Genomic DNA, 24,699 nt, shown 5'->3' with positions numbered 1-24,699 from the left:
GGGGCTTTCGCCCCGGTTCATCCGGTTCCTAGTTCGACACCACATGGGTGTATAGCCGTTTGCGCCCATCTTCTTCCGTCACCGCATAGACGCCCTGCAGCTCCGGCGCAAAGCCCGGCATCAGACTCAGGCCGGCCTCCAGCGCCAGGAAGTAACGTAGCACCGCCCCCCCCCACACTTCTCCCGGCACCACGCACAGCACGCCCGGCGGATACGGCAACGCCCCCTCAGCGGCGATACGTCCTTCGGCCTCGTCCAGCGCAATTAGTTCGATATCGCCACGGATGAAATAACTGTGCGCCTCCTGCGGCAGCATAACCGCCGCCGGGAACTCCACCTGACGGAACATCGCCTTCTGCAGACATTTCACGTCATGACGCGCGTAGAAATCGTGCATTTCCTGACACAGCCGACGCAGCGTATAACCTTCATAACGCTGACGATACTTCTGATACAGGCTCGGCAGAACGTCGCTCAGCAGGGCGTCTTGCTCAATCAGCTGCTCGAAACGCACCAGCGCCTGCACCAGATGCCGCATTTTGAGACTATCTTCCGCCGGAGTCAGCAGGAACAGAATCGTATTGAGATCGCATTTTTCCGGGATGATGCCGTGTTCGCGTAGATAGTTGGCCAGAATGGTGGCCGGTATACCGAACGGCGTGTACTCACCGGTTTCCACATCAATACCGGGCGTGGTCAGCAGCAGCTTACACGGGTCGACGAAATACTGATCCTGCGCATATCCCTCAAAGGCATGCCAGCGCTCTCCCGGCTCAAAGAGGAAAAAGCGCACATCCTGCGCCATCGCGTCCGTGTCGTGATCCTGCCAGGGAATGCCCCCTACCGAGGTCGGGACGAAAGGCGCGATCATGGCACACAGTTCAAGCAACTGTTTGCGGGTTTCAATCCCCAGCTTCACACACTCCTGCCATAGACGGCGGCCGCTGGTACCTTCATGCATCTTAGCGTTGACATCCAGCGCGGCGAAGAGTGGATAGAACGGACTCGTCGAGGCATGCAGCATAAAGGCGTTGTTGAGCCGCTTATGGTTACAGAAGCGCTTCTGCCCCTTGATGTGCGTGTCTTTCTTGTGGATCTGCGACGTCTGGGAGAACCCGGCCTGTTGCTTATGTACCGACTGCGTAACGAAGATCCCCGGATCGTTCTCATTGAGTTCCAGCAGAAGCGGCGAGCACTGCTCCATCATCGGAATAAACTGTTCGTAGCCCACCCAGGCGGAATCAAACAAAATGTAGTCACACAGATGACCGATGCTGTCGACCACCTGACGCGCGTTATAAATGGTGCCGTCATAGGTACCCAATTGGATCACCGCCAGACGGAATGGCCTCGCTTCCTCCGCACGTTCAGGAGCTACCGCCCTGATCTGTTCACGCAGATAAGCCTCGTCGAAGCAGTGTGCGTCGATGCCGCCAATCAAGCCGAAGGGGTTTCGCGCCGTTTCGAGATACACCGGCGTTGCGCCTGCCTGAATCAACGCGCCGTGATGGTTTGACTTGTGGTTGTTACGGTCGAAAAGCACCAGATCGCCCCGCGTCAGCAGGGCATTGGTGACGACTTTGTTCGCCGCCGAGGTGCCGTTCAGCACAAAGTAGGTTTTGTCCGCGTTAAAGACTTTGGCTGCAAATTTCTGGGCCTTTTTCGCGGCGCCTTCGTGGATCAGCAGGTCGCCCAACGTCACATCCGCATTGCAGATATCCGATCGAAACAGTGTTTCGCCATAAAATTCATAAAACTGACGCCCTGCGGGATGCTTGCGGAAGAACTGCCCTCCCTGATGCCCCGGGCACGCAAATGTGGTTGTGCCCATTTCAATATATTGGGTCAGCGTGTCGAAAAACGGCGGCAACAGCGCATCTTCATAGGCACGGGCCGCATTCTCCAGCAGAGCGACATGCTCACCCGCGTCGTCCAGGATCAACCACTCACTCCCCAGAGGGAGCATTTCGAGACGGCCCTCTTCCGGCGTGCGCAGCACAAAGGCCGGAATGGAAAATCCCGTGTGATGTAACACAGACAAAATGCCGCTATGAGCTTCTTCTACGGAGACCACTACCGCAGCGATATCCGTAAAGTCGGTCTGACTCAGGGCTACTACCGGTCGTTCAGTGATTAAACGGGCGGCAACCGCTGAATTAGCCGCAATTTTCAACTGTTTCATGTAACAAATCCAAACGATCAAGGATGAGTATACGTGCCTGAAAGACACAGCGCAGGGATGACGCGCTCAGCCGTCGCCGATCGTGTTCCGCCAGCCAATATCTTCAAGTGTATGGCTCATGTAGAAAACTGCCGGAACAAAGGGAAAACGGGAGCCAGCTCCATCCGATAGACATCAGTAAAATCAGAGCGATAACTCTATTTTTAATCATGCCTAACAATGAGCGTCGACACGCCTCACCGCATAATGAAGGGAGATAGACTGGGGAAGGAAAGCGCTACAGCAGTGTGACCGGAGTCCCGGGACATCATCAAAGTCATGGCGCCAAGCGTCTGCACCAAAAGCATTGAGTCCGACATAACAACGACCCTCGATAATCACAGATGAAAGAAAAGCCAAAAACCGGGCAATAGTCGCACTATTTTTTATCGAATTCAAGAAAGCCCCCGCCACACAGCCGCGAAAATCAGAGACCGCCTTCCTTGATGTGGCAGGCAGCACTCCCATGCAGGAATTTAGGGGCATTGTTTGAAAATAGAGCAAGCAGGCACCGTAAGGCAGAAACCCGTTGACGACTCCGGTGATATACGGTTTAATGCGCCCCGTTGCCCGGATAGCTCAGTCGGTAGAGCAGGGGATTGAAAATCCCCGTGTCCTTGGTTCGATTCCGAGTCCGGGCACCATTATTTAGTTTCAGGATGTCCTTATGCGTCCGGGAACATAGAAAAATCAGTGAGTTGATAAGAATCTGGAGTACCAACAGGTACTACCAGTTTTTTTGACATCCGTAGTTTTTGGGGGCTTAATTGGGGGCCTGCCGGTTCGATAAACTATGGAGCCCCCACCATGCCTCTGACAGATACCGCCATCCGCAACGCCAAGCCGTTCGATAAACCTTACAAACTCAGCGACGCGCAGGGTCTGTACCTGCTGATTAAACCCAACGGTTCTAAACTCTGGCATCTCAAATACCGCTTCGGCAGCAAAGAGAAAAAGCTGGCGTTTGGCGCTTACCCCACCGTCACGCTGGCAAATGCCCGTAAGCTACGCGAGGAAGCCCGTGCGGTACTCAGCGCGGGTGCCGATCCCGGTGTGAAGAAACAGCAGGACAAGCAGGCGAGAAAAAACGGCAATACCTTTGAGGCCATCTCACGTCAGTGGGTGGCCGCAAACATTCGCTGGAGTGACGCACATGCCGCCAAAGTCCTGCGTTCACTAGAACTACACGTTTTCCCGCTCATCGGCAATGCCCTTGTCACCGACCTGAAAACCGCCGATTTGCTGATCCCACTGCGGGAGGCGGAGAGAAAAGGCAATCTGGAAACCGCCGCGCGGATACAGCAACGCACGACAGTCATCATGCGTTACGCCGTACAAGAAGGACTGATTGCCAGCAATCCGGCCAATGACCTCTGCGGCGCTATCACCCCACCACCGAAAAACCATTACCCTGCCCTGCCGTTGGAAAAATTGCCGGAACTACTGGAAAGAATAGAAGGCTATTCCGGCAGACGGCTAACAAGGCTGGCGGTACAGCTTAATTTGCTGATCTTTATCCGCTCCAGTGAATTACGTTTTGCACGTTGGGCAGAGATCGATCTGGATAACGCCATGTGGACACTTCCCGCACAGCGGGAAGCTATTGCTGGTGTGCGTCACTCAGAGCGCGGCGCAAAAATGAAAACGCCGCATCTGGTGCCACTGTCAACGCAGACAGTGACGGTACTAAAGCAGCTAAAGCTGCTGTCCGGTAGCAGTGAGTTGCTGTTTCCCGGCGACCACGATCCACGCAAACCGATGAGCGAAAACACCATCAACAAGGCGCTGCGCACGATGGGCTATGACACACAGGTGGACATCTGCGGCCACGGTTTCCGCACCATGGCCTGTAGCGCATTGATTGAATCAGGCCGCTGGTCAAAGGATGCTGTGGAGCGGCAGATGAGCCATCAGGAGCGTAACCACGTTCGTGCCGCCTATATCCACAAGGCGGAGCACCTCGACGAACGCACGCAGATGATGCAATGGTGGTCGGACTATCTCGACGCCTGCCGGCAGAAATTCATCCCGGCTTACCGTTTTGAGAGACATATTCAGGTTGCCTAAGCCCATGACTGATTGACGCCGAAAAGCAGATCTTTGCGCCAGTGGATCTGCTTTTTATTTGCACCAGCGCTGGGGCGTATCATTGCCCCCGTTCACTGATGCCGGGAAAATCGCAGGACTGCACCAGATTCTCCGTCGAGCGAACATCGAACTGCGCCAATCACGGCCTTTTCAGCCCTTTAGCCCTTTCCGGTTTGGCGCTGTTACTCTTAGCATCCTTTACCCTTTAGCCCTTTTTCCTTTTGGCTGACGCAATGATCGAACATTCATCAACGGCTGCACCAGCACGGAAACTCACTCCTCTCCCCGCCGTCCGTAAACCTGCGCCACATAACGCCCACGCCCGTCGCCGTGGCCCAAATCCATCGCCGTCAGCGCCAGCGCCTCTTTTTCGCTGAATCCGTGCGCCAGATAATGACGAATGGCATCCTGCGCCCAGGCGTAGCGCAATGAATGCGGGGAATATGCGCCAGCCAAGCCGATACGCGAAGCCTGACCGTGCCAATATTTCATCGCACTTTTCAGGTCGGGCTTATCAATCAGCCTACCGTTGCGGCTCTCTGCCACAGCCAGCGCATTTCCCAGCGCTTTTCTGACTGCGCCAGCGTCCAGAATTATTGTCTCGCGAGGCCGTCCGCCTTTGGTTCCAAAAACGATGGTCAGCCGGGACTCACCACGCTCCAGCGCCTGTTTCCACGTTCTGAGCGACTGCGCACACTGCACCGCTTCCTGTGAACGCAGTCCCATCAACCTTGATAGTTCCAACGCCGCCGCCATTCCCGCGTCTTTTGCGCGAGCGGTTTCCAGCACCTGCTAATAATGCTCCGCCGTTATAGCCTGCCGAGTACCATTACGGGATGCGCCGGATAAGCCGAGCGATTTATTAGACAGCCGTTCACTGGCTGCTAACCGATCACGCCCGGCCTGCTTCAGCAGACAGCGGATCGCCGCCATTTCGTTTTGCAGGCTACGTTTCGTTATGTTCTGCGCCAGCCGTTCACGAACGTAACTCTCAATATGCCGCGCTTTCAGTTGCTCCACCCGCCGGATCTGCACATTTTGCGCCAGTAAGCGCTCACAAAATCGCTGCGCCAGCGCCATACGGTCATGAACGGTTTTATGACTGCCACCCGCCTGCCGCGCCAGCGTTTTCATTTCCTGCTCCAGAAGACTCATTTTTACATGTCCCCTTTTCATGATTGCCGCAAAATCCAAAACAGATACAACCTTCCCCGGCGCATAGGCCGATAGCCCCTAATTTTTTGTCGGGGCTGCGAACGATACCTGAGCGCCGGGGCGGCAGCCGTTGAGGTATTGCGAGGCTTCGGTGGTGCTCTCTGAGCAGCCGCCCGCTTGCGCGGGTTATCCCCCGGATCGTCCTGATCCCCCTCCGGTATCGGCTCAAGTTCTCCTGTGAGTGAAAGTGGGTAGAATCACGGTGTCAGAATTCCGCCGCGTGTTGGCGCAGTTGAATTGTCTGGTGCAGTAACATAGCGCTGGTGCGTCACTTTCCCGCCTGACGCGGTTAAAGTGACGCACTGGACTGGCGCAGTGAGTGAAAATTGAAATTCTGGTGCAGGATAGCGGTCACTCGGCAGCAAAGGCTGACCGCAGCCCGTCACGCCGTTTATAGATTGGAGCAGAGAGTCAAGGATGACCTTAACCGTCTGTTAGACGGTCCGGCAGTTTGCAAAGGTAGCCGCCGGTAAGGGATTGACCATCCTGATTCATCAGGCGCTTCTCTCAGGTCATAAAGCATTTTGTGCTGGTGCAAACTTACACCCGTGGCAACAAGGCAGAAAGGGAAAACTGTTTTTTGCTTTTATAGAGTTGTTTGTTGATTTTTTAGTCATTTTATGAATGACAAGCTGCCGCGCTTCGCTTGCCTTCTCCCGTCCCGTTATCCGCGTTCGCCGATAACGGGACGGGAGAGATTGTTTTACTTTAGTGCTCCTCTGGCTTGCGGTAACGGGAAGGCCAGATTTCCGCAGGCGCAACACCCAACGCTTCCGCAATCAGCCGTTCTCCCTTGGGCCAGTGTTTTGTCAGCGCATTCGCCAGCGTGGAAGAGGCTAGCCCTGCATTACGCGAAACCGCTACCATCGACGTTCCGCGCTTTTTCAGCGCCGCAATAATATCGGCGGGATGCCAATCCTGTTGGTTCATACCGCCTCCTCATCAATACACTTCACGCCATCCGCAGTACGTATCCAGCGCGGGGCTTTCAGTTCAGCAGCGAAGTAATCAACCAGTTCCGCCAGAAGCCAACGCAATTGTTCTTCCGCTTGTGGTGGAAACATCCGGCAAAGCAGAAGCTGAGTCAGGGTAAAACAGTAATCGCAAAGCGTATCCGCATCGGGGGCAAAACGGGGAGAATTTGTGGGCAAGGTATCAACGGTTAGGCTGTCTATCAGGTGAGGCGGAATGGGATCGCTTAGGCCCGGTTTCAGCAGCGCAAGACCGGCGGCAAGCCGACCGCAGAGAGCCATCTTCAGCGCCGGATCGTAGCATTCCGCCTGAGTATCTGCGCACTTTTCACAATGCTCGGCCAGCACGGTAAAATCTGTATCGGCATTAAAAGGGTGGGTAAGTAACGGGTGAGTCTGGTTGAGGGTTGTAGCCATAATGGCAGCCTCCAGTGAGAAGTTAACTTATAACCACCACCAGAGGTTCCAATCTCAGGGTGGTGGACTGAACGGGGTTGGAACTACCGGCCTCACTGAAACCGGCGCACCTTGCGGTGCCCCCGCCCAGCCCACCATAATTTGGGTGTAGCTAAACGCGCGACATAAAAAAAGACGCGTTGGCGTCTCGTCGCCAGTGAGGTTCATCGGGGTTCCAATCCCGGCACCTGATTTTGCAGGTACGGGTAAAAGATAACGCGGCGATGAATTAACCGCAAGCGATTTTCTACGCTCATAAACTGTGCAAATAAATACGCCGGTCATCATAGAGCTTGAACTTAATGGTCTATTTAGCTAATTTAGCCAAATTAGCTAACACACCTTTAGTCACCCACACAATATGAATGAACAAGACATCTACCACCATATTAAGCAGGCACTGGACAAAGCCCCGCGTAACCAGTACATCGCCGAATTGCATCTGCAAATGATCAAATATGCCGATGAACTGGAACATATCACGGCGAAAGAATTTTGCGAAGGGGCAGGTCTGCGTCAAAGTCTGGGTACTGAATTCAGCAAAATGCGTAACTTAACCCGGCGGTTAAAAGCCGCGGGTCTGAACACCGAACTGCTGTAAGCAGGCTTACTGCATATCACAACGTTTTACGAGACATTGAATGGCTATCAAAAAAACTGAACTTTACTCCTCTCTTTGGGCAAGCTGCGACGAATTGCGTGGCGGGATGGATGCCAGCCAGTATAAAGACTATGTGCTGACCCTGCTGTTTATGAAGTATGTCTCTGATAAATATAAAGACGATCCCTACGGGATGATCGTCATCCCAAAAGGGGCAAGCTTTGACGATATGGTCGCGCTGAAAGGCGACAAAGAGATCGGCGACAAAATTAACAAAATTATCCAGAAACTGGCGGCTGAGAACGATCTGAAAAGCGTGATTGACGTGGCCGACTTTGACGATGAAGACAAGCTCGGCAAAGGCAAAGAGATGATCGATCGGCTGTCGAAACTGGTCGGCATCTTCGAGGGGCTGGATCTATCCGGCAACCGGGCCGAAGGCGACGATCTGCTGGGGGATGCCTATGAGTATCTGATGCGCCACTTCGCCACTGAATCCGGCAAAAGTAAAGGGCAGTTTTATACCCCAGCGGAAGTATCACGCATTCTGGCGAAGGTGATCGGCATTACGCCTGAAACGCCGCAGGATGCGACAGTGTACGATCCGACCTGCGGCTCCGGTTCGCTGCTGCTGAAAGTGAACGACGAAGCCCGCCGCGGGCTATCGCTCTATGGGCAGGAGATGGACAACGCCACCAGTGCGTTGGCGCGGATGAATATGATCCTGCACAACAATGAGACCGCTAAGATCTGGAAAGGCAATACGCTGAGCGATCCCCAGTGGAAAGAGGCCAACGGCCAGCTGAAAGCCTTCGACTTCGCTGTAGCGAACCCGCCGTTTTCGAATAAAAACTGGACCAGCGGAGTGAATCCGAAGAAAGACCCGTTTGAACGCTTCGTATGGGGTACTCCGCCGGAGAAGAACGGCGACTATACCTTTTTGCTACATATCATCAAAAGCCTGAAAAGCACCGGAAAAGGCGCGGTGATCTTGCCGCATGGCGTGCTGTTCCGCGGCAACGCCGAGGCGGCTATCCGCGAAAACCTGATCAAGCAGGGCTATATCAAAGGCATTATCGGCTTACCGGCTAACCTGTTTTACGGCACCGGTATCCCGGCGTGCATTATCGTGATTGACAAAGAACACGCGCACAGCCGCAAAGGCATTTTTATGATCGATGCCAGCCGGGGCTTTATCAAGGATGGCAACAAGAACCGCCTGCGCAGCCGGGATATTCACCGTATCGTGGACGCGTTCAACCACCAGCGCACGGAGCCCGGCTACAGCCGGATGGTGCCGGTCAGCGAAATCGCCAGTGAACAGAATGCTTATAACCTGAATATCCCTCGCTATATTGACAGCGGTGAGCCGGAAGATTTGCACGATCTGACCGCACACTTACAAGGTGGTATTCCGATGCGCGATGTCGATGCTTTGCAGGACTACTGGCAGGTGTTTCCTGCCCTGCGCGATGTGCTGTTTACAGACGATCGCCCTGGCTACTGTCGAGCGCGGGTCGAAGCCCAACAGGTTAAACCAACTATTCTGGCGCATCAGGAGTTTAAGGATTTCGCCACCCGCACCCTGCTGCCGTTTAAGGCATGGGTGAAAGAGTCGGCGCTGGACGACATCGGCAAAGGTGATAAACCAAAAGAACTGATACAGGATATCGGCGAAATGTTGCTGGCGCAGTACGCCAACAGTGAACTATTGAACAAATACAGCGTGTACCAGATTTTAATGGACTACTGGTTCGACATGATGCAGGACGATGTATACGTGATTATGCAAGATGGCTGGAAAGCTGCCGCTCAGATCCGCGAACTCCAGCCGGTAAAAGGCAAGGATGGAAAAAACGTCTGGAAAGAAACGCACGATTTCGAGTTTACCAAACGGCGCTATAAGGCCGACGTTTTACCCCGTTCGCTGGTAGAGAAACGCTGTTTCCCGGAATTGCTGGAAGCGCTGAACAACGCGCAGGAACGCAGTGAGGAAGCCAGCCGCCAGTTAGCCGAGTTTATTGAGGAGCAGGCTGGTGAAGAAGATTTGCTGGTGGAAGCGAAAAATGACAAAGATAAGGTGACGCAAAAGCTGGTAAATGCCCGCCTGACTTATCTGAAGAAAACCATCGCCGACCCGGATGAACTGGCAGCGCTGACTCGCTGTCTGGCGCTGATTAAGGCAGAAGCCAACGCAAAAAAAGCGCAGAAAGCCGCACAGGAGGCACTGGATCGTGCCGTGTTTAAACATTATCCCACGCTGGACGAACCGGCAATCAAGGCGCTGGTGGTGCAGGATAAATGGCTGGCAACCTTGCAAATGGGGATTAAAGCGGAGATAGAACGTATCACTCAGCAACTGGCGGAGCGCGTGAAGGAACTGGAAGAACGCTATGCCGAACCGCTGCCAGCGCTTGAAGCGTCCGTTGCGGCGTTGAGTGAGAAGGTGGCTGGGCATTTGCGGGCGATGGGGCTGGTATGGTGATGGCAATGCAAGATCTAGTGATAGAGAAACAGCAGTCGGGTGCGGCGGGGAAAGATGTGCCTGTGGGATTTAAATTGACTGAGGTGGGGATTATTCCAGAGGATTGGAAAGTTGTCCCTTTTTTTGATGTAGTTTCGATTGCTAGTGGGCAAATATCGCCGATATGTGAGCCATATTCTTCAATGATATTAATTGCTCCAGACCACATTGAAGCAGGAACAGGTAAACTGATAAGTAAGCAATCAGCCAAAGAGCAAAATGCTATAAGTGGTAAATATGTTTTTCATTCTGGGGATACTATCTATAGCAAAATACGTCCATACTTGAAAAAAGCAATTTATGCTAACTTTGATGGGCTATGTAGTGCAGATATGTATCCTCTAAGACCTAAAGAAGGAATTGAGCCTAAATATATTCTTCCGTTAGTTCTTGGGAACCGATTTTCTAAATATGCTGAGTCTGTTTCTGCAAGAAGTGGCATACCAAAAATAAACAGAACTGAGATCGCAGATTTTTTATTTATTATTCCTAGTCAAAGGGAAGAACAAACCGCTATTGCCAATGTACTATTTGATATTGAAGTGCTGATTGCTGATCTGGATCAGTTACTCGCTAAAAAACGGGCCATCAAAACCGCCGTTATGCAGCAATTCCTGACGGGTAAAACTCGTTTGCCACAGTTTGCATTGCGGGAAGATGGGACCGTTAAAGGGTATAAAAATACTGAATTGGGGGAAATCCCTGAGGATTGGAATATTTCAACCTATGGTCAGGTATTTTCATTTCTGTCCACATCAACAAATGCAAGAAGTAATCTTTCTGATACAGGAGAGTACGGATACATTCATTATGGTGACATTCATACAAAGTGGGACAACATTCTAAATTTAGAGAGTAATAACCTTCCTAGAATATCAGGCGATCTGGTATCTTCTTCGCTTATCGAAGATGGCGATATTATTATGGCCGACGCATCAGAAGACTATGCAGGCATAGGGAAAAGTATTGAAATTCAAAATACAAGAGAGAATAAGATAGTTTCAGGGCTACATACATATCTGTTACGTGATATGAATAATATTTTTGCAGACGGCTTCCGGGGCTATCTGCATACCATTCCTGCGGTTAAAACTAATATTGACCGACTGGCAACGGGTATGAAAGTCTTTGGAATATCAAAAAACAACCTACAAACAATCCCTATTCCTGTTCCTCCAAAAGAAGAACAAACCGCCATCGCCGCCATCCTCTCAGATATGGACAAGGAAATTCAGGTCCTGCAACAGCGTCTGGAGAAAACCAGTCAGCTTAAACAGGGAATGATGCAGGAACTGCTAACTGGGAAAACCCGCTTAATATAGAAGGGAAAGCACATGGCTAATAACTACAGTGCCAGTCTCAACCCACAAAAAGCCCTGATCTGGCGTATTGTCCATCGGGATAATATCCCGTGGATACTGGACAACGGTCTACACTGCGGCAACAGCCCGGTGCAGGCGGGAAACTGGATCAATATCGGCAACCCGGAGCTTATCAGCAAACGCGCCGGGCATCCGGTGCCTGTCGGAACGGGCGGCGTACTGCATGACTATGTGCCGTTTTACTTTACCCCCTTCTCGCCGATGCTGATGAATATCCACAGCGGGCGTGGCGGCATTAAGCAGCGCCCCAATGAGGAAATCGTCATTCTGGTCAGCAGCCTGCGCACCGTGGCGGCGCAAAATGTGCCTTTTGTGTTTACCGATAGCCACGCCTACTATAACTGGGCCAACTACTACACAGAGTTGGACAACCTGAACCAAATTGACTGGCCTATTTTACAGGCGCGGGATTTCCGCCGCGATCCTGACGATCCGGGCAAATTTGAACGCTATCAGGCCGAAGCGCTGATTTGGCAACACTGCCCAATCATACTGCTGGGCGGGATGGTTTGTTACAACGACAGCGTCAAGTTACAATTAGAACAGTGGCTGTCGCAACGCAATCTGACAATGCCCGTTCACGCACGGGCCGGGTGGTACTTCTCATGATCACATTTACACAAGGCAACTTACTGGATGCGCCCGTGGAAGCACTGGTGAATACGGTTAATACCGTCGGTGTCATGGGTAAAGGCATCGCGCTGATGTTCAAAGAGCGCTTTCCCGCCAATATGAAAGCCTACGCTCTCGCCTGCAAACAAAAACAGGTGATAACCGGTAAAATGTTTATTACCGAAACTGGCGAACTGATGGGACCGCGCTGGATTGTCAACTTCCCTACCAAACAGCACTGGCGCACCGACTCGCGTATGGAGTGGATTGAAGACGGTTTGCAGGACTTACGCCGCTTTTTGATCGAAAAACAGGTGCAGTCCATCGCCATACCACCGCTGGGGGCAGGCAACGGCGGTCTGAACTGGCCGGACGTTCGAGCGCATATTGAATCTGCGCTGGGCGACCTTCAGGACGTTGAAATCCTGATTTATGAGCCCACCGAAAAATACCAGAACGTTGCCAAAAGCACCGGTGTAAAAAAGCTCACCCCCGCCAGAGCGATGATCGCTGAACTGGTGCGCCGTTACTGGGTGCTGGGGATGGAGTGCAGCCTGCTGGAGATTCAGAAGCTGGCATGGCTTCTACAGCGTGCCATTAAGTTGCATCAGCAAGAAAACGTGCTGAAACTGCGATTTGAAGCGCACAACTATGGCCCTTATGCGCACAACCTGACTCATCTGCTTAATGCGCTAGACGGCAACTATCTGAAAGCGGAAAAACGCATCCCGGACAGCCAGCCGCTGGATGTGATCTGGTTTAACGATCGGGAAAAAGACCACGTAAATACTTATCTGAATAGCGAAGCTAAAACGTGGTTGCCAGCATTGGAGCAGGTTAGCCAGTTAATAGACGGCTTTGAATCCCCATTCGGTATGGAGTTGTTGGCGACCGTGGACTGGTTGCTTACCTGCGACAAATGCCAGCCCACGCTGGACTCCGTTAAAGAGGGGCTAAGCCAGTGGCCTGCGGGCGAACACTGGGCCAGCCGCAAGATGAAACTATTCGATGATAATAATCTACAATTCGCCATTAACCGCGTAATGGAGTTCCATTGCTGAGGGTTTAAGGAGAGCGCCTTTTGAGCACCATCGGCCAGCGCGAACGCGCCACACAGCAGCGTCTGATTCAGTTTTTTGTTCAGGATTTAAGATACCGCTATCTAAGCCGGAGCGACGGGTATGCTGGGGACAGCAATATCGACACGGAAATACTGAGCGCATGGCTGAAACGGCGCGGCGTCAGCGATACCCTTATTACTCGCGTACTTCGGCAACTGGATTCCGCCGCCGCGCTGGGTGAAGGCAAGAAACTGTATTACGCCAATAAAGAGGTCTACCGCCTGCTGCGTTACGGCGTGAAGGAAAAGGAAGGCGCGGGCGAGCAGAATCAGACCGTGTGGCTGATTGACTGGGCGCATCCTGAAGCCAATGATTTCGCCATCGCCGACGAGGTGACGGTGAAAGGCGAATATCGCAAGCGCCCGGATCTGGTGCTGTACGTTAACGGCATCGCGCTGGGCGTCATTGAGCTTAAACGTTCGTCAGTCCACGTCAGCGAAGGCATCCGGCAAAATCTCGATAATCAAAAGAAAACCTTTATCCGCAATTTCTTCACCACCATACAGCTTGTAATGGCGGGCAACGTTACGCAGGGATTGCGCTACGGCACGACCGAAACGCCGGAAAAATATTATCTGGAGTGGAAGGAAGATAATCCCGGCATCTGTACGCATAAGCTCGATTTTCATTTGAGTCGCCTTTGCAGCAAATCAAGGCTGCTGGATATTGTCCATAATTACATTGCCTTTGACGCCGGAGTGAAAAAACTGTGTCGCCATAATCAGTTTTTCGGCGTCGAGGCGGCTAAACAGCATATTACCCGTCGTGAAGGCGGGATTATCTGGCACACGCAGGGATCGGGCAAAAGCCTGACGATGGTCTGGCTGGCGAAATGGATCCGCGAAAACGTGCCGAACTCCCGCGTGCTGATTGTGACTGATCGCACTGAACTGGATGAGCAGATCGAAAGCGTGTTTATGGGGGTGGATGAAGACATTTATCGTACCTCCAGCGGTAACGATCTTATTGCAACGCTCAATCACCCAAATCCGTGGCTGATCTGTTCGCTGGTGCATAAATTCGGTCGCCGCAGCGAAGCGGAAGACAATGCGGCAACCGACGCCTTTATCACCGAATTACAGCAATCCCTGACGAAAACGTTCCACGCCAAAGGCGATCTGTTCGTCTTCGTGGATGAGTGTCACCGCACGCAGTCCGGCAAGTTACATAACGCCATGACCACCATTCTGCCGGAAGCCCTGTTTATCGGTTTTACCGGCACACCGTTGATGAAGAAAGATAAGAAAAAGTCGGTAGAGGTTTTCGGCCCTTATATCCATACCTATAAATTTGATGAGGCGGTAGCAGACGGCGTGGTGCTGGATCTGCGCTATGAGGCCCGCGATATCGATCAGTATCTGACGTCAGAGAAAAAGGTCGATGACTGGTTTGAGGCCAAGACGCGCGGCCTGTCGAATTTAGCTAAAACCCAGCTTAAGCAGAAATGGGGCTCAATGCAGAAGCTGCTTTCCAGCAAATCACGGCTTGAGCAGATCGTTAACGATATTCTGCTGGATATGGACACTCGCCCGCGCCTGATGGACGGGCGCGGCAACGCCATGCTGGTGTGCAGCAGCGTGTATCAGGCCTGTAAGGTTTATGAGATGTTCAGCCAGACCGATCTGGCGGGGAAAGTGGCGATTGTGACCAGCTTCCGCCCCGATGCGACCAGCATCAAAGGTGAAGAAACCGGCGCGGGTCTGACCGAGAAGCTGTTTAAATTCTCAACCTATCGCAAAATGCTGGCCGACTATTTTGAGCAAAGCGAAGAGAAGGTTGCCGGACGCATCGCCGAATTCGAGCGGGAAGTTAAACAGCGCTTTATTAATGAACCGGGGCAAATGCGCCTGCTCATTGTAGTGGATAAGCTGCTGACCGGCTTTGATGCACCCTCTGCGACTTATCTCTATATCGATAAGACCATGACTGACCATACGCTATTTCAGGCGATTTGCCGGGTAAACCGGCTGGACGGAGAAGATAAAGAGTATGGTTACATTATCGATTATAAAGATCTGTTTCGCTCACTGGATAAAGCGATAACCGATTACACCACAGGCGCATTCGACGATTACGATCAGGAAGATGTTGATGGCCTGCTGAAGAACCGTCTGGAGCAGGCGCGTCTGGATCTCAACAGTGCGCTGGAGGTGGTTCGTAGCCTGTGCGAGCCCGTCAGAGCACCGCGTAGTTTGCAGGACTATCAGCACTATTTCTGCGGCGAGTCGGGAGAAAATCAGACGGCATTAAGCGAGAAAGAAGCGCTACGCCTGTCGTTCTATCAGAATGTCGCCCGCCTGCTGCGTGCTTACGCCAGTCTGGCGAATGAAATGCCAGAAGCGGGTTATACCATCAAGGAGGCAGAAAGCATTCGCGCCGAAGTCGCTGAATTCGAGAAACTACGTTACGAAATTAAACTGACCAGCGGCGATCTGCTGGATATGAAACGCTTTGAGCCCGCCATGCGTCACCTGCTGGATATGTACGTTCGCGCCGACGGCAGCGAAGTGCTGATGGATTTCGAAGAGTTAAGCCTGATCGAACTCATTGTTGAAAAGGGCGCGTCGGCACTATCCGCCCTGCCGGATGATATTCGCAATAATCAGGATGCAATGGCGGAAACCATCGAAAACAATGTGCGTAAAACCATCGTAGATGAAAATCCGGTGAACCCGAAATATTACGGGCGCATGTCGCTGTTGCTGGATGAACTGATTACCCTTCGCCGCCAGAATGCGCTTGATTATCAGCAGTATCTGGAGCGTATCCGTGATTTGTGTAAACAAGTCATTCGCCCGGAACAAACCGCCGGAGCATCCTACCCTGACTCAATGGACACACAAGCGAAACGCGCGTTCTATGATAACTTCGGCCATGATGAAGTGCTGGCAACCCGCATTGATACGACGATCCGCTACACCAAAAAAGCGGAATGGATTGGCGATCGTTTTAAGGAGCGGGAAATCGCCTGCGCATTACGCGAAGAGACCGCCAGTTATGACGTCAACATTGATGCGGTTATAGAGCTTGCCCGCAAGCAGAAGGAATACCGCTGATGCCGGTTATGCAGATAGGCGCGCTACGTTTGCAGGTTAATCGTAAAGCGATTAAGAACCTGCACATCAGCGTCCTGCCGCCCGACGGCAAAGTCCGCGTTTCAGCCCCGGAACACATGACGGAAACAGCGATTCGGATGGCTGTCGCCTCGCGTTTTCGCTGGATCAGAAAGCAGCAGCAGGATTTCGCCAGACAACCCCGCCAGTCCGAACGGGAGATGGTCAGCGGAGAATGCCACTATCTTTGGGGCCGTAAATATCGCCTGTTTGTGATTGAGCGTCAGGGACGTCATGAAGTGAAAGTCGCAGGGAACAATAAACTCCAGCTTTATATCCAGCAGGGAACCAGCAATGACAATAAGGCACTGGTATTAAACGAGTTTTATCGACATGAACTAAAACAGCAGGTTGCCAAATTACTGCCCGAATGGCAGGCAAGAACCGGCGTTCCCCCGACGTTCTGGGGCATCAAAAAGATGAAAACCTTTTGGGGCACCTGCAATACCACAACGAAACGGATCTGGCTCAATCTGGAACTGGTCAAGAAGCCGCCGGAATGTCTGGAGTATATTCTGGTGCATGAACTGGTTCACCTTCTGGAACGTCATCATAACGAGCGTTTTCGTCTGCATATGGATCGATTTATCCCTAACTGGCGTGAGCATCGGGACTTGTTAAATAAGATGCCGCTGGCGTTTGAAGCATGGGAATATTGACGGACTTTTATTGAGTTCAGGTGCTCGTTGTTGTTTAAGTTTATTTATTGGTGATTTTGTCTATTTTGGCGCGACGGTAAGGAGATTTTTTAAACTTACTGATGTTAAGAGGCGCAGCATGATGAATCGTGCAGGAGATTTTTCGTGATAACCATCACAAAAACAAAGCGATTTTTTATGGGGGCTTTAGTGGGGGCGCCGTTTGGTCGTTTTTCAAACAAAACCAATAATAAACAGCATGTTAATCGTCGATATGATTCCGAGTCCGGCACCACTCTTCAGAGCCTGTTCGTTAAGGGTTGAGATCCTTAACGGGCATGACAGTGGTCCCCAGCATGATGTTGGTAGTTTGCTTACCGCGCCATTGTTGAACATGGGACTTTAAGTCTGGAGGATGTTAGAGGCATCCTCTAGACTTTCTCGTCCATAAAAAACTCACCAATGTATTTACCTTTAGAAACGTTTTCTGTCAATGTTTTGTAAAGATTCCCTCTCCTTTTTTCCTCACATATAATCAAAAACTTAGTTATTGCCCAATACTTAACCTAAGACTTATCTTAATCGCTTAAGCGGCGCTCATCTCCTCAAGTACACTTCTGACTTTCTCGATATTGCTCTCCACGTATTCAAGTGTGACGGCCGGTGTCGAATGCCCAAGCAGATCCTGCGCCGTTTTCAAATTTCGATCAGGCAAAATCATTAAGTTAGTCGCTATCGTATGTCTAAACCTGTGAGGGCTGACGGCAAATCCACAATCTTTTGACAGGCGTCTAAAGAAAGATCTTAACGGCTGATGGTCCATATTCTTATTGGTTTCTTTCCGACGGCCATCAAAACGAGAAATATTGAAAAGTTGCTCCTCCAGTTTTGCTCCTCTCTCTACAGAACAGTTGTAGAGTCGTTCCAACCGCGGCTTGAGTTGCTTGGTAATCGGCACACGGTGTTCACGGTGATTTTTTGAGCCTTCGGGGCGCAGGCTAATCCAATTTTCCGCAAAATTCACATCACTCAGCCGAATATGAAGCAGTTGATTTTGCCTCATTCCAGTGAATCGTAGTGCATCCAAAACCGTAAGCCAAAACCACGAAGGCCGCAGCGCTGTTTTACGGTAGTCTGCCATACCAATATGTTCATCAGCTTCTCTCGCTTCCATTAACAAATATGTTTTTTTTATTTGTTCGTGCGTTAGCGTCTTTTTGCGCTTAGCGTCTGGTCGCACAACTGTCCCATTAAACGGATTTTCCCGATGCGAAATATAGCCTTGTGCGATTGCGTGATTGAATATTGCCCGCATATGAGTAAGTTTATTATTCCACGTAATCTTAGCCAGACCCTCATCGGTAATGACTCGGCGACGCCAATTAAGCACAAGTCGTTTATCAACCTTTTCTAGCGTAATATCTTCCCCTGCAAAATTGATAAAAGTTCTCACTACTTTTCTATAGCTCCATTCTGTTGCTGGTCTTAATGATTTATGAAAAAAGTAGTCAATTAGAACATCTTCAAATGTCATATCTCTCATTATATTCCCTCGTTTAGATTTAATATTCAGCTACATTATTTTCTTGCTGAAATCCATTGACTGTCCGTCAGAACACTTCCTTTCGTTAAGAGGGTGTCAATATTGATCATATAACCTGATACCTTGGTATACCGACTACGGTTATCCAACGAATCGTGTTGATGGTAGTGGAAAAGTCCTCGACCATTTCGTGAATGATGAATACCCAATGATTCAAAGTTTTTTTGAATTTGGTCTTTATCTCCTACACCTCCGCATGCCATCTTGATAAAACGGTAAAAGCAAGCCGGTGATGCTAAGAACACAAATTTTGACAACACATGAAGTACACTGTCACTTTCATTGACAGTGAGCGTGCCGTCTTTGATGCTTTCTCTTAACCATTGCAAAAATAAGCTTCCGCTGTTTTTTTCTGTTTCTATCTCCTCTATTTCTTGGCCTAAATTCTTCTCTGACGGAGACCTTTCTGAAGGTATTTCCATTGATTCAAGGTTATCTTCAGTTAAACAAGACGATTTCCCCTCAACCATATTATCGAGTATGGATAGCACACTACCCTTGAACACTGTTTCGCTTTGATCATCGCCGCGAGTAGTATCATTTTCTTCAGACATTACCGCACCTTCATTGGATAGTGCAGAATCTAAAGTGGGTATTGTGGTATTACCGTCCTCCGACAAGATAATCCCTCCCTTTTGTGGAGGAGGAGTATAAGGTGACATTGTTCCTCTAATGGGCTCAGAAAGCCCTATATCACCATCATTACTGGACAATGGTATTACTTTGGATTCATTTAGCTTTGGGGGGATATAGTTAGCCTGCATACCAACTCGTTCACCTTGTGATATGCCTGTTTCACAAGCCGTTGGCGTTACCGTGGTATTGAATCCACAGCTGTCTGAAGCCTCATTGATAACGTTGGAAAGCAAACAGGAACTCGCGCGGTTGCCTGACAAAAAATTTAAAAGGATATGGGACAATGTTGGCCAACGCTGCAACCATATAAGTCCAGCGTCGGGAAGCAGTTGGTATGCGATATAAGCCCCGTTTAGATTCTTTACTGAGTTTTCCTCACGTCGCACTCGCCACTCGCCACCGGGTACACTAAGCCCCGGATACCAGGCTCGGCCATTTTTAATCATCCCTTGGATCTGTGTCAGCCACTCAAGATGATGCAAGAGTCCAGCCCAGTAGACGGCACAGAGCCACCCTGGCACTTGCTCAGCCTGTTCCTCCGGTGTCGCCCCTGGCGGCAACATCATGCCTCGCGTCAGTCTAACTGCTCGAGCACTCACGTTCAGGCTTAGATCGATAAATCCCCCTGGCCCCGAGAAAGGACCACTCCATGCCGCAGGACAATCCTGAACTCGAGCAGCTAACTCTTCCAGAGGCCGCAACCACCACGCTTCTATTACCTGCTGTGATAGAGGACAGTTTTCTACCAACACTCGTATAAGACGCTGACGCTCAGCAGTTTGTAATAGGGATACGCCTGTTTTAACGGTGCGAAACCCGTTTTCCGGGGTTGTTTTTTCACCTTGTGATAGCGATGCATCCGCAACTGACTTTTCTCCTGACTTACTTCTACTCCTTAACCAGTTCAATCCCCGCACAAGATCACCTCCGTTGGCATGGAGCCAGTGAAATGACGCTACGCTAAGAGCATTCAGCCTATTTGCAACGGAAAGCTCTAACTCACCGGAGATACATTAGCCTCTTGAAAAAAACGAAAAGAATGCTCTCCTGACGCCATCGTGCGTTTTACACATCAGGGGATAATTTTGTATCAACTCATCGTCTTCATCATTCTCATCATCTGGCTAGCGATATCTGGCATCGTGAGTCTGTGCTACACCACTAGCGCGTACAGCTTCTGGTCACTTCTGTCGTGGCCATTCATTTTCAGTCTCCCCTTTTACCTGCGCTTGTTAGGCTGCATAGAGCGCAGGTTTAGACCCACATTGACGCTAATTTGTCATCGCCGTCATCGAGCCTGGGTTCATCTGGCACCTTGGCAGCCCACCGTTGGGCTGACCGCGGACCAGGTGAGTTTGTTCTGGGAAAGTGTGTCAACGTCAACACTTCATGCCCTCGAAAACAACCGTGTCGTCATTATTTCTTCCCACCTGCTAACCCCTTACCGTGCTTGTCGTCTTATTGCGTTGATTGAAGAAAGAACTTCCGCATTTCAGTATCGCGCTTTCAATGCTCCGTTCACTCCAGCGGCCAGAGCATTAATGCAATGTGAAATTCTCTTTAGACAGTGGCGTTGGCGTCAACTGACGCACACGGATTGGCCAGTCCTGGTGATACGCAATAAATCTTTATTCTCTGATAAATAAATTGGACTGTTATGGCAATGCCGACCCATTCACACTGGATACATTCATGTAATCGATCTGAACGATCGAATTTCTTCGTTATACATACACCGCCATGAAAGGTAATGTAACCACATCGGCTACAAACGAAATTGATTAGAGTTAAATCAATGAATTAGCCAACACCAGGGTGTTTTATGAACCATAAAAATATAACAACGCTTATCTCCCGGATAGCACTTGAGCAAGACGAAGAGGTACAACAATTAGTCAGACAGTTTTCAGAAGGTAAAAGAACAGGTGGGACACCGATGGGGATCCGCTTTCGCCCTGTCGTACGCGAATTCATTACTCGTGTTTCTCAGAAAATCGGTATTTCCGCAGCTGAACTCGTCAATATTTTGGTAGAAGGAGTGATGATTGAAACATTCGCGCCAAGGTTATCTATGGTGCGTTGTATATATGACCGTTTCTGGCTGCTGATGGGCGCTCACAGACTAAGTATGGTAACTGTAGCAACGCTTCTGACCGATGTGAATATGGGCTTAAGCGTTCTGGAGAATCGGGAACGTACATTAGATTACCTAACCACTCCCGTTATCAATCAACTCGCAGACTGGTTTGGCGTCACACCCGAGTGGATTGAGTGTACAGATGATCATCCTGTAGAGCCTGTCATACTGCCGAATTGGCAAGAGGTGTATAAATACTTAACTTCAAATAGCGATATTCAGCCCAATATTACTTTAGTCAGAAGAGATAAAAAGATGATGGAGGGTTCGTGCGAAAACAATGATGTCGTTATATGCATCAGCCGAATGAGAAAAGTAAATGGCATCAGTTTTCGCGTAATTGAATTTACAGGTGTGATGAGGAAAACTAACGCTGAGATAAAAGAGACAGATTCTTTTATCGAATCATGTGAAGCAATGCGCAAAGCCTCGCAATTGACCTCATTCGAATGCTTAGATGCACCTGAGCACCTTTTTACAAAATTAGCCACCGGAGTTGAAATCCCAATATCTATATTAACCGCCATCAATAATTACAAAGGGCGAAAATATAGGAACCCAAACAAATAAAAACCACGAATATAAAAAAGGAGATTCACACCAACACATAAACATTATCAACAACATTTATCAAAAAATAACATAGCGAATACTTTTATTAGTGGGTGCCCTTGCACCAGGGACTTTTTTTTCTTCAAAACGCAATAAATCAAAGGAAATCATTAATGAAAATGACCCGTATGACACGCTGCATCACGCTGGCTTTACTGAGTGCGACTATTCCGTCTGTACACTCGGCAACGAATTGGACAGAAGCACGCAACGACGCGATGGGAGGAACCGGCGTCGCTTCATCCAGCTATGTCGCAGCGGCACTGGTCAACCCCGCATTACTGACTAAACACGCAAGTAACGATAATGTTGGCGTCATTCTTCCCGGCGTGGGCGCCCAAGTCAACGATCCGGATCGCCTTCAGGACGGCATTGATGGCGTAAAAGATGCATGGGATCAATTGAGTCAATCCTCTGGCCAAGGCAATCATTCTGCTCAGGCAGCAACGTTGAAAAAAGCACTGCAAGACGTTTCCGGTGATACGGGTTACGGCAGCGCAGGCGTATCAGCCGTCATTGCGATCCCAAATGACACCCTCCCCTTTGCCTTCGTTATCAAAGGATGGGGGCAGGCTAAAGCCCGAGCAGTCGTGACAGACAACGATCTGGCATACCTTGATGCAGTGCGGGCAGGTATTGACTCACCAACGCAGAGCGAATTAGATGAGCTGACATCGCGCGCCGAAGGTGTCGCTGCCGTCATCAGTGAATATGGCTTCGCCCTAGCGCATCAGTTTACGCTGGCTGATATGCCGGTGTCCGTCGGTATCACCCCCAAACTGCAACGTGTAGACACTTGGAACTACAACGTAGCCATCAATAACTACAACACCTCGGATTTTCATAGTGGGGACTGGAAGCGTTCTGAAAGTGGCGCCAACATGGATATTGGGTTATCTACACAGCTCACGCCAGAGTGGACCCTGGGTCTGTCCGGGCAGAACCTTGTCTCGCGAGACGTCGAAACCCGGGAGGTTAACGGATTAAAAGACACTTTCCAGATCCGCCCGCAAGCGACCGTTGGCACCGCATGGAGTAACGGCATCATCACGCTGGCGACGGACGTTGATCTGACATCTGCCAGTGGCTTTGCATCCGATAAAAAAGCACAATATGCCCGTGTGGGCGCCGAGCTGAATGCTTGGGACTGGGCGCAACTGCGTGCAGGTTATCGTGCGGATATGCGCAACAGCGACAACAATATGTTCACTGCCGGCATCGGTATTTCGCCCTTCAACGTTGTCCACCTCGATCTGACTGGGATGGTCGGCACGGAGCGCAGCTATGGTGCTGCAGCACAACTTTCTTTCACGTTCTAACTAAGTATGAAGGGCTGCCGGATGCAGCCCTTATTCGTTTACGGAGATGCTTCATGAAAAAACGACTTCTCACCGTATCACTGACAATCGTTTTGACTACCCTCACCGGCTGCAGCGACAGTACAATCAATGACCTTGGCTTCAGTAACCTGAACTCAATGCTCAACCCAGCCAGCCAACAGGAAACCGGCAATCAGGCACCACAGGCTTCGGGTAAAGAAACCGTCCAAAAGTATAGTCCCATGACGGTCTCCGTTGACGCAGCAGCCTTTCGCCTCAAACACTATTACGGTTTTGTCTCTGATACTGATATCGCCTCCGCGAAGAATAGCGGCCAGGGAAACGCGGGCTGGTCAGCTTCGTCCATATCCGAAGGCACAAGATGGGAAGCCTTACCGGGCGTCTACTACCGCATGAGCCGCAGTTGGGCTGGGAATGACCGCCTCACGCTTGAAATATCGGAAAACAACCACAAAAGCGTTATCACTGCCACCTACACCTCGTCGAACCCCGATCACCTGAAACCATCCTGGACAGCACGCCTGTGGAAACAAATCCCGGCGGTTGCTCAGGGGGAAATACGTTAGGAGTTTTGGGCCATAACGATCACTCAGCTTGATGAATAAAAAAAGCCACAACATGTGTTGTGGCTTTGGTTGAAGTCGATGATACCAACGTATAGTGAAAGTTAAATCAGTCAAACCCTGATCTCATCTTTGCTCCCTGTGTATCAAGCAGCATGTGATGATCTCGCCGGTGATGAACCAGAGCGGAAACGATACGACCAATTCCCCAAATAGTGTCCAGGGGTCAACAGTACGCGCCGGCGCTCATCTTTCAGGGAATTACCGATAACCACTTCTCCCGCGACACCACACAATGACAGCTGGATGTATGCCATCCCGGCCGCCAGTGGATCAATGTCTGTAGCCGAGACCCACAGATAACGATGCGGAGGATAACCGGCATCCTGCAGAACTCGAGCAAATGCCAGTGTCATGCAACCCGCGCCACAGGCTGGCTCTTGCAGTGTGATAAAAGGCTTTGTTTGAAAGTGCTTCTCAACATCGCCGAGTTGAAACTGTGCCATCATTCGGGCGATGCTCCAGGGTGTAAAAAACTGACCTCGATATTTATCCCCCATCTCAAGCTGCATAAAGACACGCCCAAGAAAGTCACTGGGTTCGTTTTCCAGCCCCATAACGACATGGGCCAGTAGGTGCGCCATATTTTCCGTGTCAGTTTTTTCGTAACGTGCTGCAATCTGCAGGTATTTCTGCTCACGCTTTTCACTGTACTGCAGACGATTCTCCAGTGCGATGACGCTACAACTAATAAAATCTTCAAACACCTGATGTCGACGGTAATAACGCGCAGTTTGGCCAAAGAGTGAAAGAAAGGCTTTCTCATGATCAATAACGTTTTTCATACGTGCTTCCTCAAAAAAGGA

The 24,699-nt window shown here is 50.5% G+C and carries 17 protein-coding genes, 1 tRNA gene and 1 pseudogene; 12 read left to right on the top strand and 7 right to left on the bottom strand.

Features of this window, described 5'->3' with window-relative positions:
- Positions 1 to 28: 28 nt before the first annotated feature.
- Positions 29 to 2,182, bottom strand: a complete 2,154-nt coding sequence (locus I6N93_RS04155) for an ornithine decarboxylase (RefSeq protein ID WP_085686751.1) — start codon at positions 2,180 to 2,182, stop codon at positions 29 to 31.
- Positions 2,183 to 2,789: 607 nt separating this feature from the next.
- On the opposite strand from I6N93_RS04155, the gene I6N93_RS04150 reads away from it, so the two are divergent.
- Both I6N93_RS04150 and I6N93_RS04145 read left to right on the top strand, forming a co-directional pair.
- Positions 2,790 to 2,865 (top strand) — tRNA-Phe (locus tag I6N93_RS04150).
- Between the two features lie 163 nt (positions 2,866 to 3,028).
- A complete protein-coding gene (locus I6N93_RS04145; protein ID WP_085686753.1) occupies positions 3,029 to 4,288 on the top strand; it encodes a tyrosine-type recombinase/integrase in 1,260 nt (419 codons plus the stop codon).
- A gap of 294 nt (positions 4,289 to 4,582) precedes the next feature.
- Here I6N93_RS04145 and I6N93_RS04140 read toward each other — a convergent pair.
- From I6N93_RS04140 to I6N93_RS04130, 3 genes and pseudogenes are all read right to left on the bottom strand, one after another.
- Positions 4,583 to 5,464: pseudogene (locus I6N93_RS04140) on the bottom strand (integrase domain-containing protein).
- A gap of 768 nt (positions 5,465 to 6,232) precedes the next feature.
- A complete protein-coding gene (locus I6N93_RS04135) occupies positions 6,233 to 6,454 on the bottom strand; it encodes a helix-turn-helix domain-containing protein (protein WP_085686755.1) in 222 nt (73 codons plus the stop codon).
- Positions 6,451 to 6,912, bottom strand: a complete 462-nt coding sequence (locus I6N93_RS04130; protein WP_085686757.1) for a hypothetical protein — start codon at positions 6,910 to 6,912, stop codon at positions 6,451 to 6,453. Before I6N93_RS04130 ends, I6N93_RS04135 begins: the two co-directional genes overlap by 4 nt.
- A gap of 400 nt (positions 6,913 to 7,312) precedes the next feature.
- Here I6N93_RS04130 and I6N93_RS04120 point away from each other — a divergent pair, with 400 nt between their 5' ends.
- Genes I6N93_RS04120 through I6N93_RS04090 form a run of 7 tightly spaced genes read left to right on the top strand, consistent with a single transcriptional unit; the run spans position 7,313 to position 16,963 of the window.
- The gene (locus tag I6N93_RS04120; protein WP_085686759.1) at positions 7,313 to 7,552 is read left to right on the top strand and encodes an HTH-like domain-containing protein; all 240 of its coding nucleotides are present in this window, start codon (positions 7,313 to 7,315) and stop codon (positions 7,550 to 7,552) included.
- Between the two features lie 40 nt (positions 7,553 to 7,592).
- Positions 7,593 to 10,037, top strand: a complete 2,445-nt coding sequence (locus I6N93_RS04115; RefSeq protein ID WP_085686761.1) for a type I restriction-modification system subunit M — start codon at positions 7,593 to 7,595, stop codon at positions 10,035 to 10,037.
- A 5-nt stretch (positions 10,038 to 10,042) separates the two neighbouring features.
- Positions 10,043 to 11,398: a restriction endonuclease subunit S gene (locus tag I6N93_RS04110; protein ID WP_176222535.1), complete on the top strand. Its 1,356-nt coding sequence runs from the start codon at positions 10,043 to 10,045 to the stop codon at positions 11,396 to 11,398.
- A 12-nt stretch (positions 11,399 to 11,410) separates the two neighbouring features.
- Positions 11,411 to 12,067: a type II toxin-antitoxin system toxin DNA ADP-ribosyl transferase DarT gene (gene darT, locus I6N93_RS04105; RefSeq protein WP_085686763.1), complete on the top strand. Its 657-nt coding sequence runs from the start codon at positions 11,411 to 11,413 to the stop codon at positions 12,065 to 12,067.
- On the top strand, positions 12,064 to 13,131 hold the full coding sequence (darG, locus tag I6N93_RS04100; protein ID WP_085686765.1) for a type II toxin-antitoxin system antitoxin DNA ADP-ribosyl glycohydrolase DarG: 1,068 nt from the start codon (positions 12,064 to 12,066) through the stop codon (positions 13,129 to 13,131). The genes darT and darG overlap by 4 nt, the downstream gene beginning before the upstream one ends.
- 20 nt (positions 13,132 to 13,151) lie before the next feature.
- Positions 13,152 to 16,247: a type I restriction endonuclease subunit R gene (locus I6N93_RS04095; protein ID WP_085686767.1), complete on the top strand. Its 3,096-nt coding sequence runs from the start codon at positions 13,152 to 13,154 to the stop codon at positions 16,245 to 16,247.
- On the top strand, positions 16,247 to 16,963 hold the full coding sequence (locus tag I6N93_RS04090; RefSeq protein ID WP_085686769.1) for a M48 family metallopeptidase: 717 nt from the start codon (positions 16,247 to 16,249) through the stop codon (positions 16,961 to 16,963). The genes I6N93_RS04095 and I6N93_RS04090 overlap by 1 nt, the downstream gene beginning before the upstream one ends.
- A gap of 565 nt (positions 16,964 to 17,528) precedes the next feature.
- Here I6N93_RS04090 and I6N93_RS04085 read toward each other — a convergent pair.
- Complete coding sequence (locus tag I6N93_RS04085; RefSeq protein WP_373853831.1) at positions 17,529 to 18,476, bottom strand: tyrosine-type recombinase/integrase; 948 nt, start codon at positions 18,474 to 18,476, stop codon at positions 17,529 to 17,531.
- A 44-nt stretch (positions 18,477 to 18,520) separates the two neighbouring features.
- Positions 18,521 to 20,098, bottom strand: coding sequence for a TraI domain-containing protein (locus tag I6N93_RS04080; protein ID WP_232100115.1), 1,578 nt, complete (start codon positions 20,096 to 20,098; stop codon positions 18,521 to 18,523).
- Positions 20,099 to 21,003: 905 nt separating this feature from the next.
- Here I6N93_RS04080 and I6N93_RS04075 point away from each other — a divergent pair.
- From I6N93_RS04075 to I6N93_RS04065, 3 genes are all read left to right on the top strand, one after another.
- Complete coding sequence (locus tag I6N93_RS04075; RefSeq protein WP_085686775.1) at positions 21,004 to 21,888, top strand: conjugal transfer protein TraE; 885 nt, start codon at positions 21,004 to 21,006, stop codon at positions 21,886 to 21,888.
- Between the two features lie 155 nt (positions 21,889 to 22,043).
- Positions 22,044 to 23,249, top strand: a complete 1,206-nt coding sequence (locus I6N93_RS04070) for a conjugal transfer protein TraF (RefSeq protein ID WP_085686777.1) — start codon at positions 22,044 to 22,046, stop codon at positions 23,247 to 23,249.
- Positions 23,250 to 23,302: 53 nt separating this feature from the next.
- Entirely contained in the window at positions 23,303 to 23,836 is a 534-nt protein-coding gene (locus I6N93_RS04065; RefSeq protein WP_085686779.1) for a hypothetical protein, read from the top strand.
- A gap of 143 nt (positions 23,837 to 23,979) precedes the next feature.
- On the opposite strand, the gene I6N93_RS04060 is transcribed toward I6N93_RS04065, so the two are convergent.
- Positions 23,980 to 24,678, bottom strand: coding sequence for an N-6 DNA methylase (locus I6N93_RS04060; protein ID WP_085686781.1), 699 nt, complete (start codon positions 24,676 to 24,678; stop codon positions 23,980 to 23,982).
- Between the last annotated feature and the right edge of the window lie 21 nt (positions 24,679 to 24,699).

It is taken from the genome of Lonsdalea populi, from assembly GCF_015999465.1.
GTDB lineage: Bacteria > Pseudomonadota > Gammaproteobacteria > Enterobacterales > Enterobacteriaceae > Lonsdalea > Lonsdalea populi.
The sequence above is the reverse complement of the archived record's forward strand: the minus strand, read 5'-3'. Positions and strand labels throughout refer to the sequence as shown.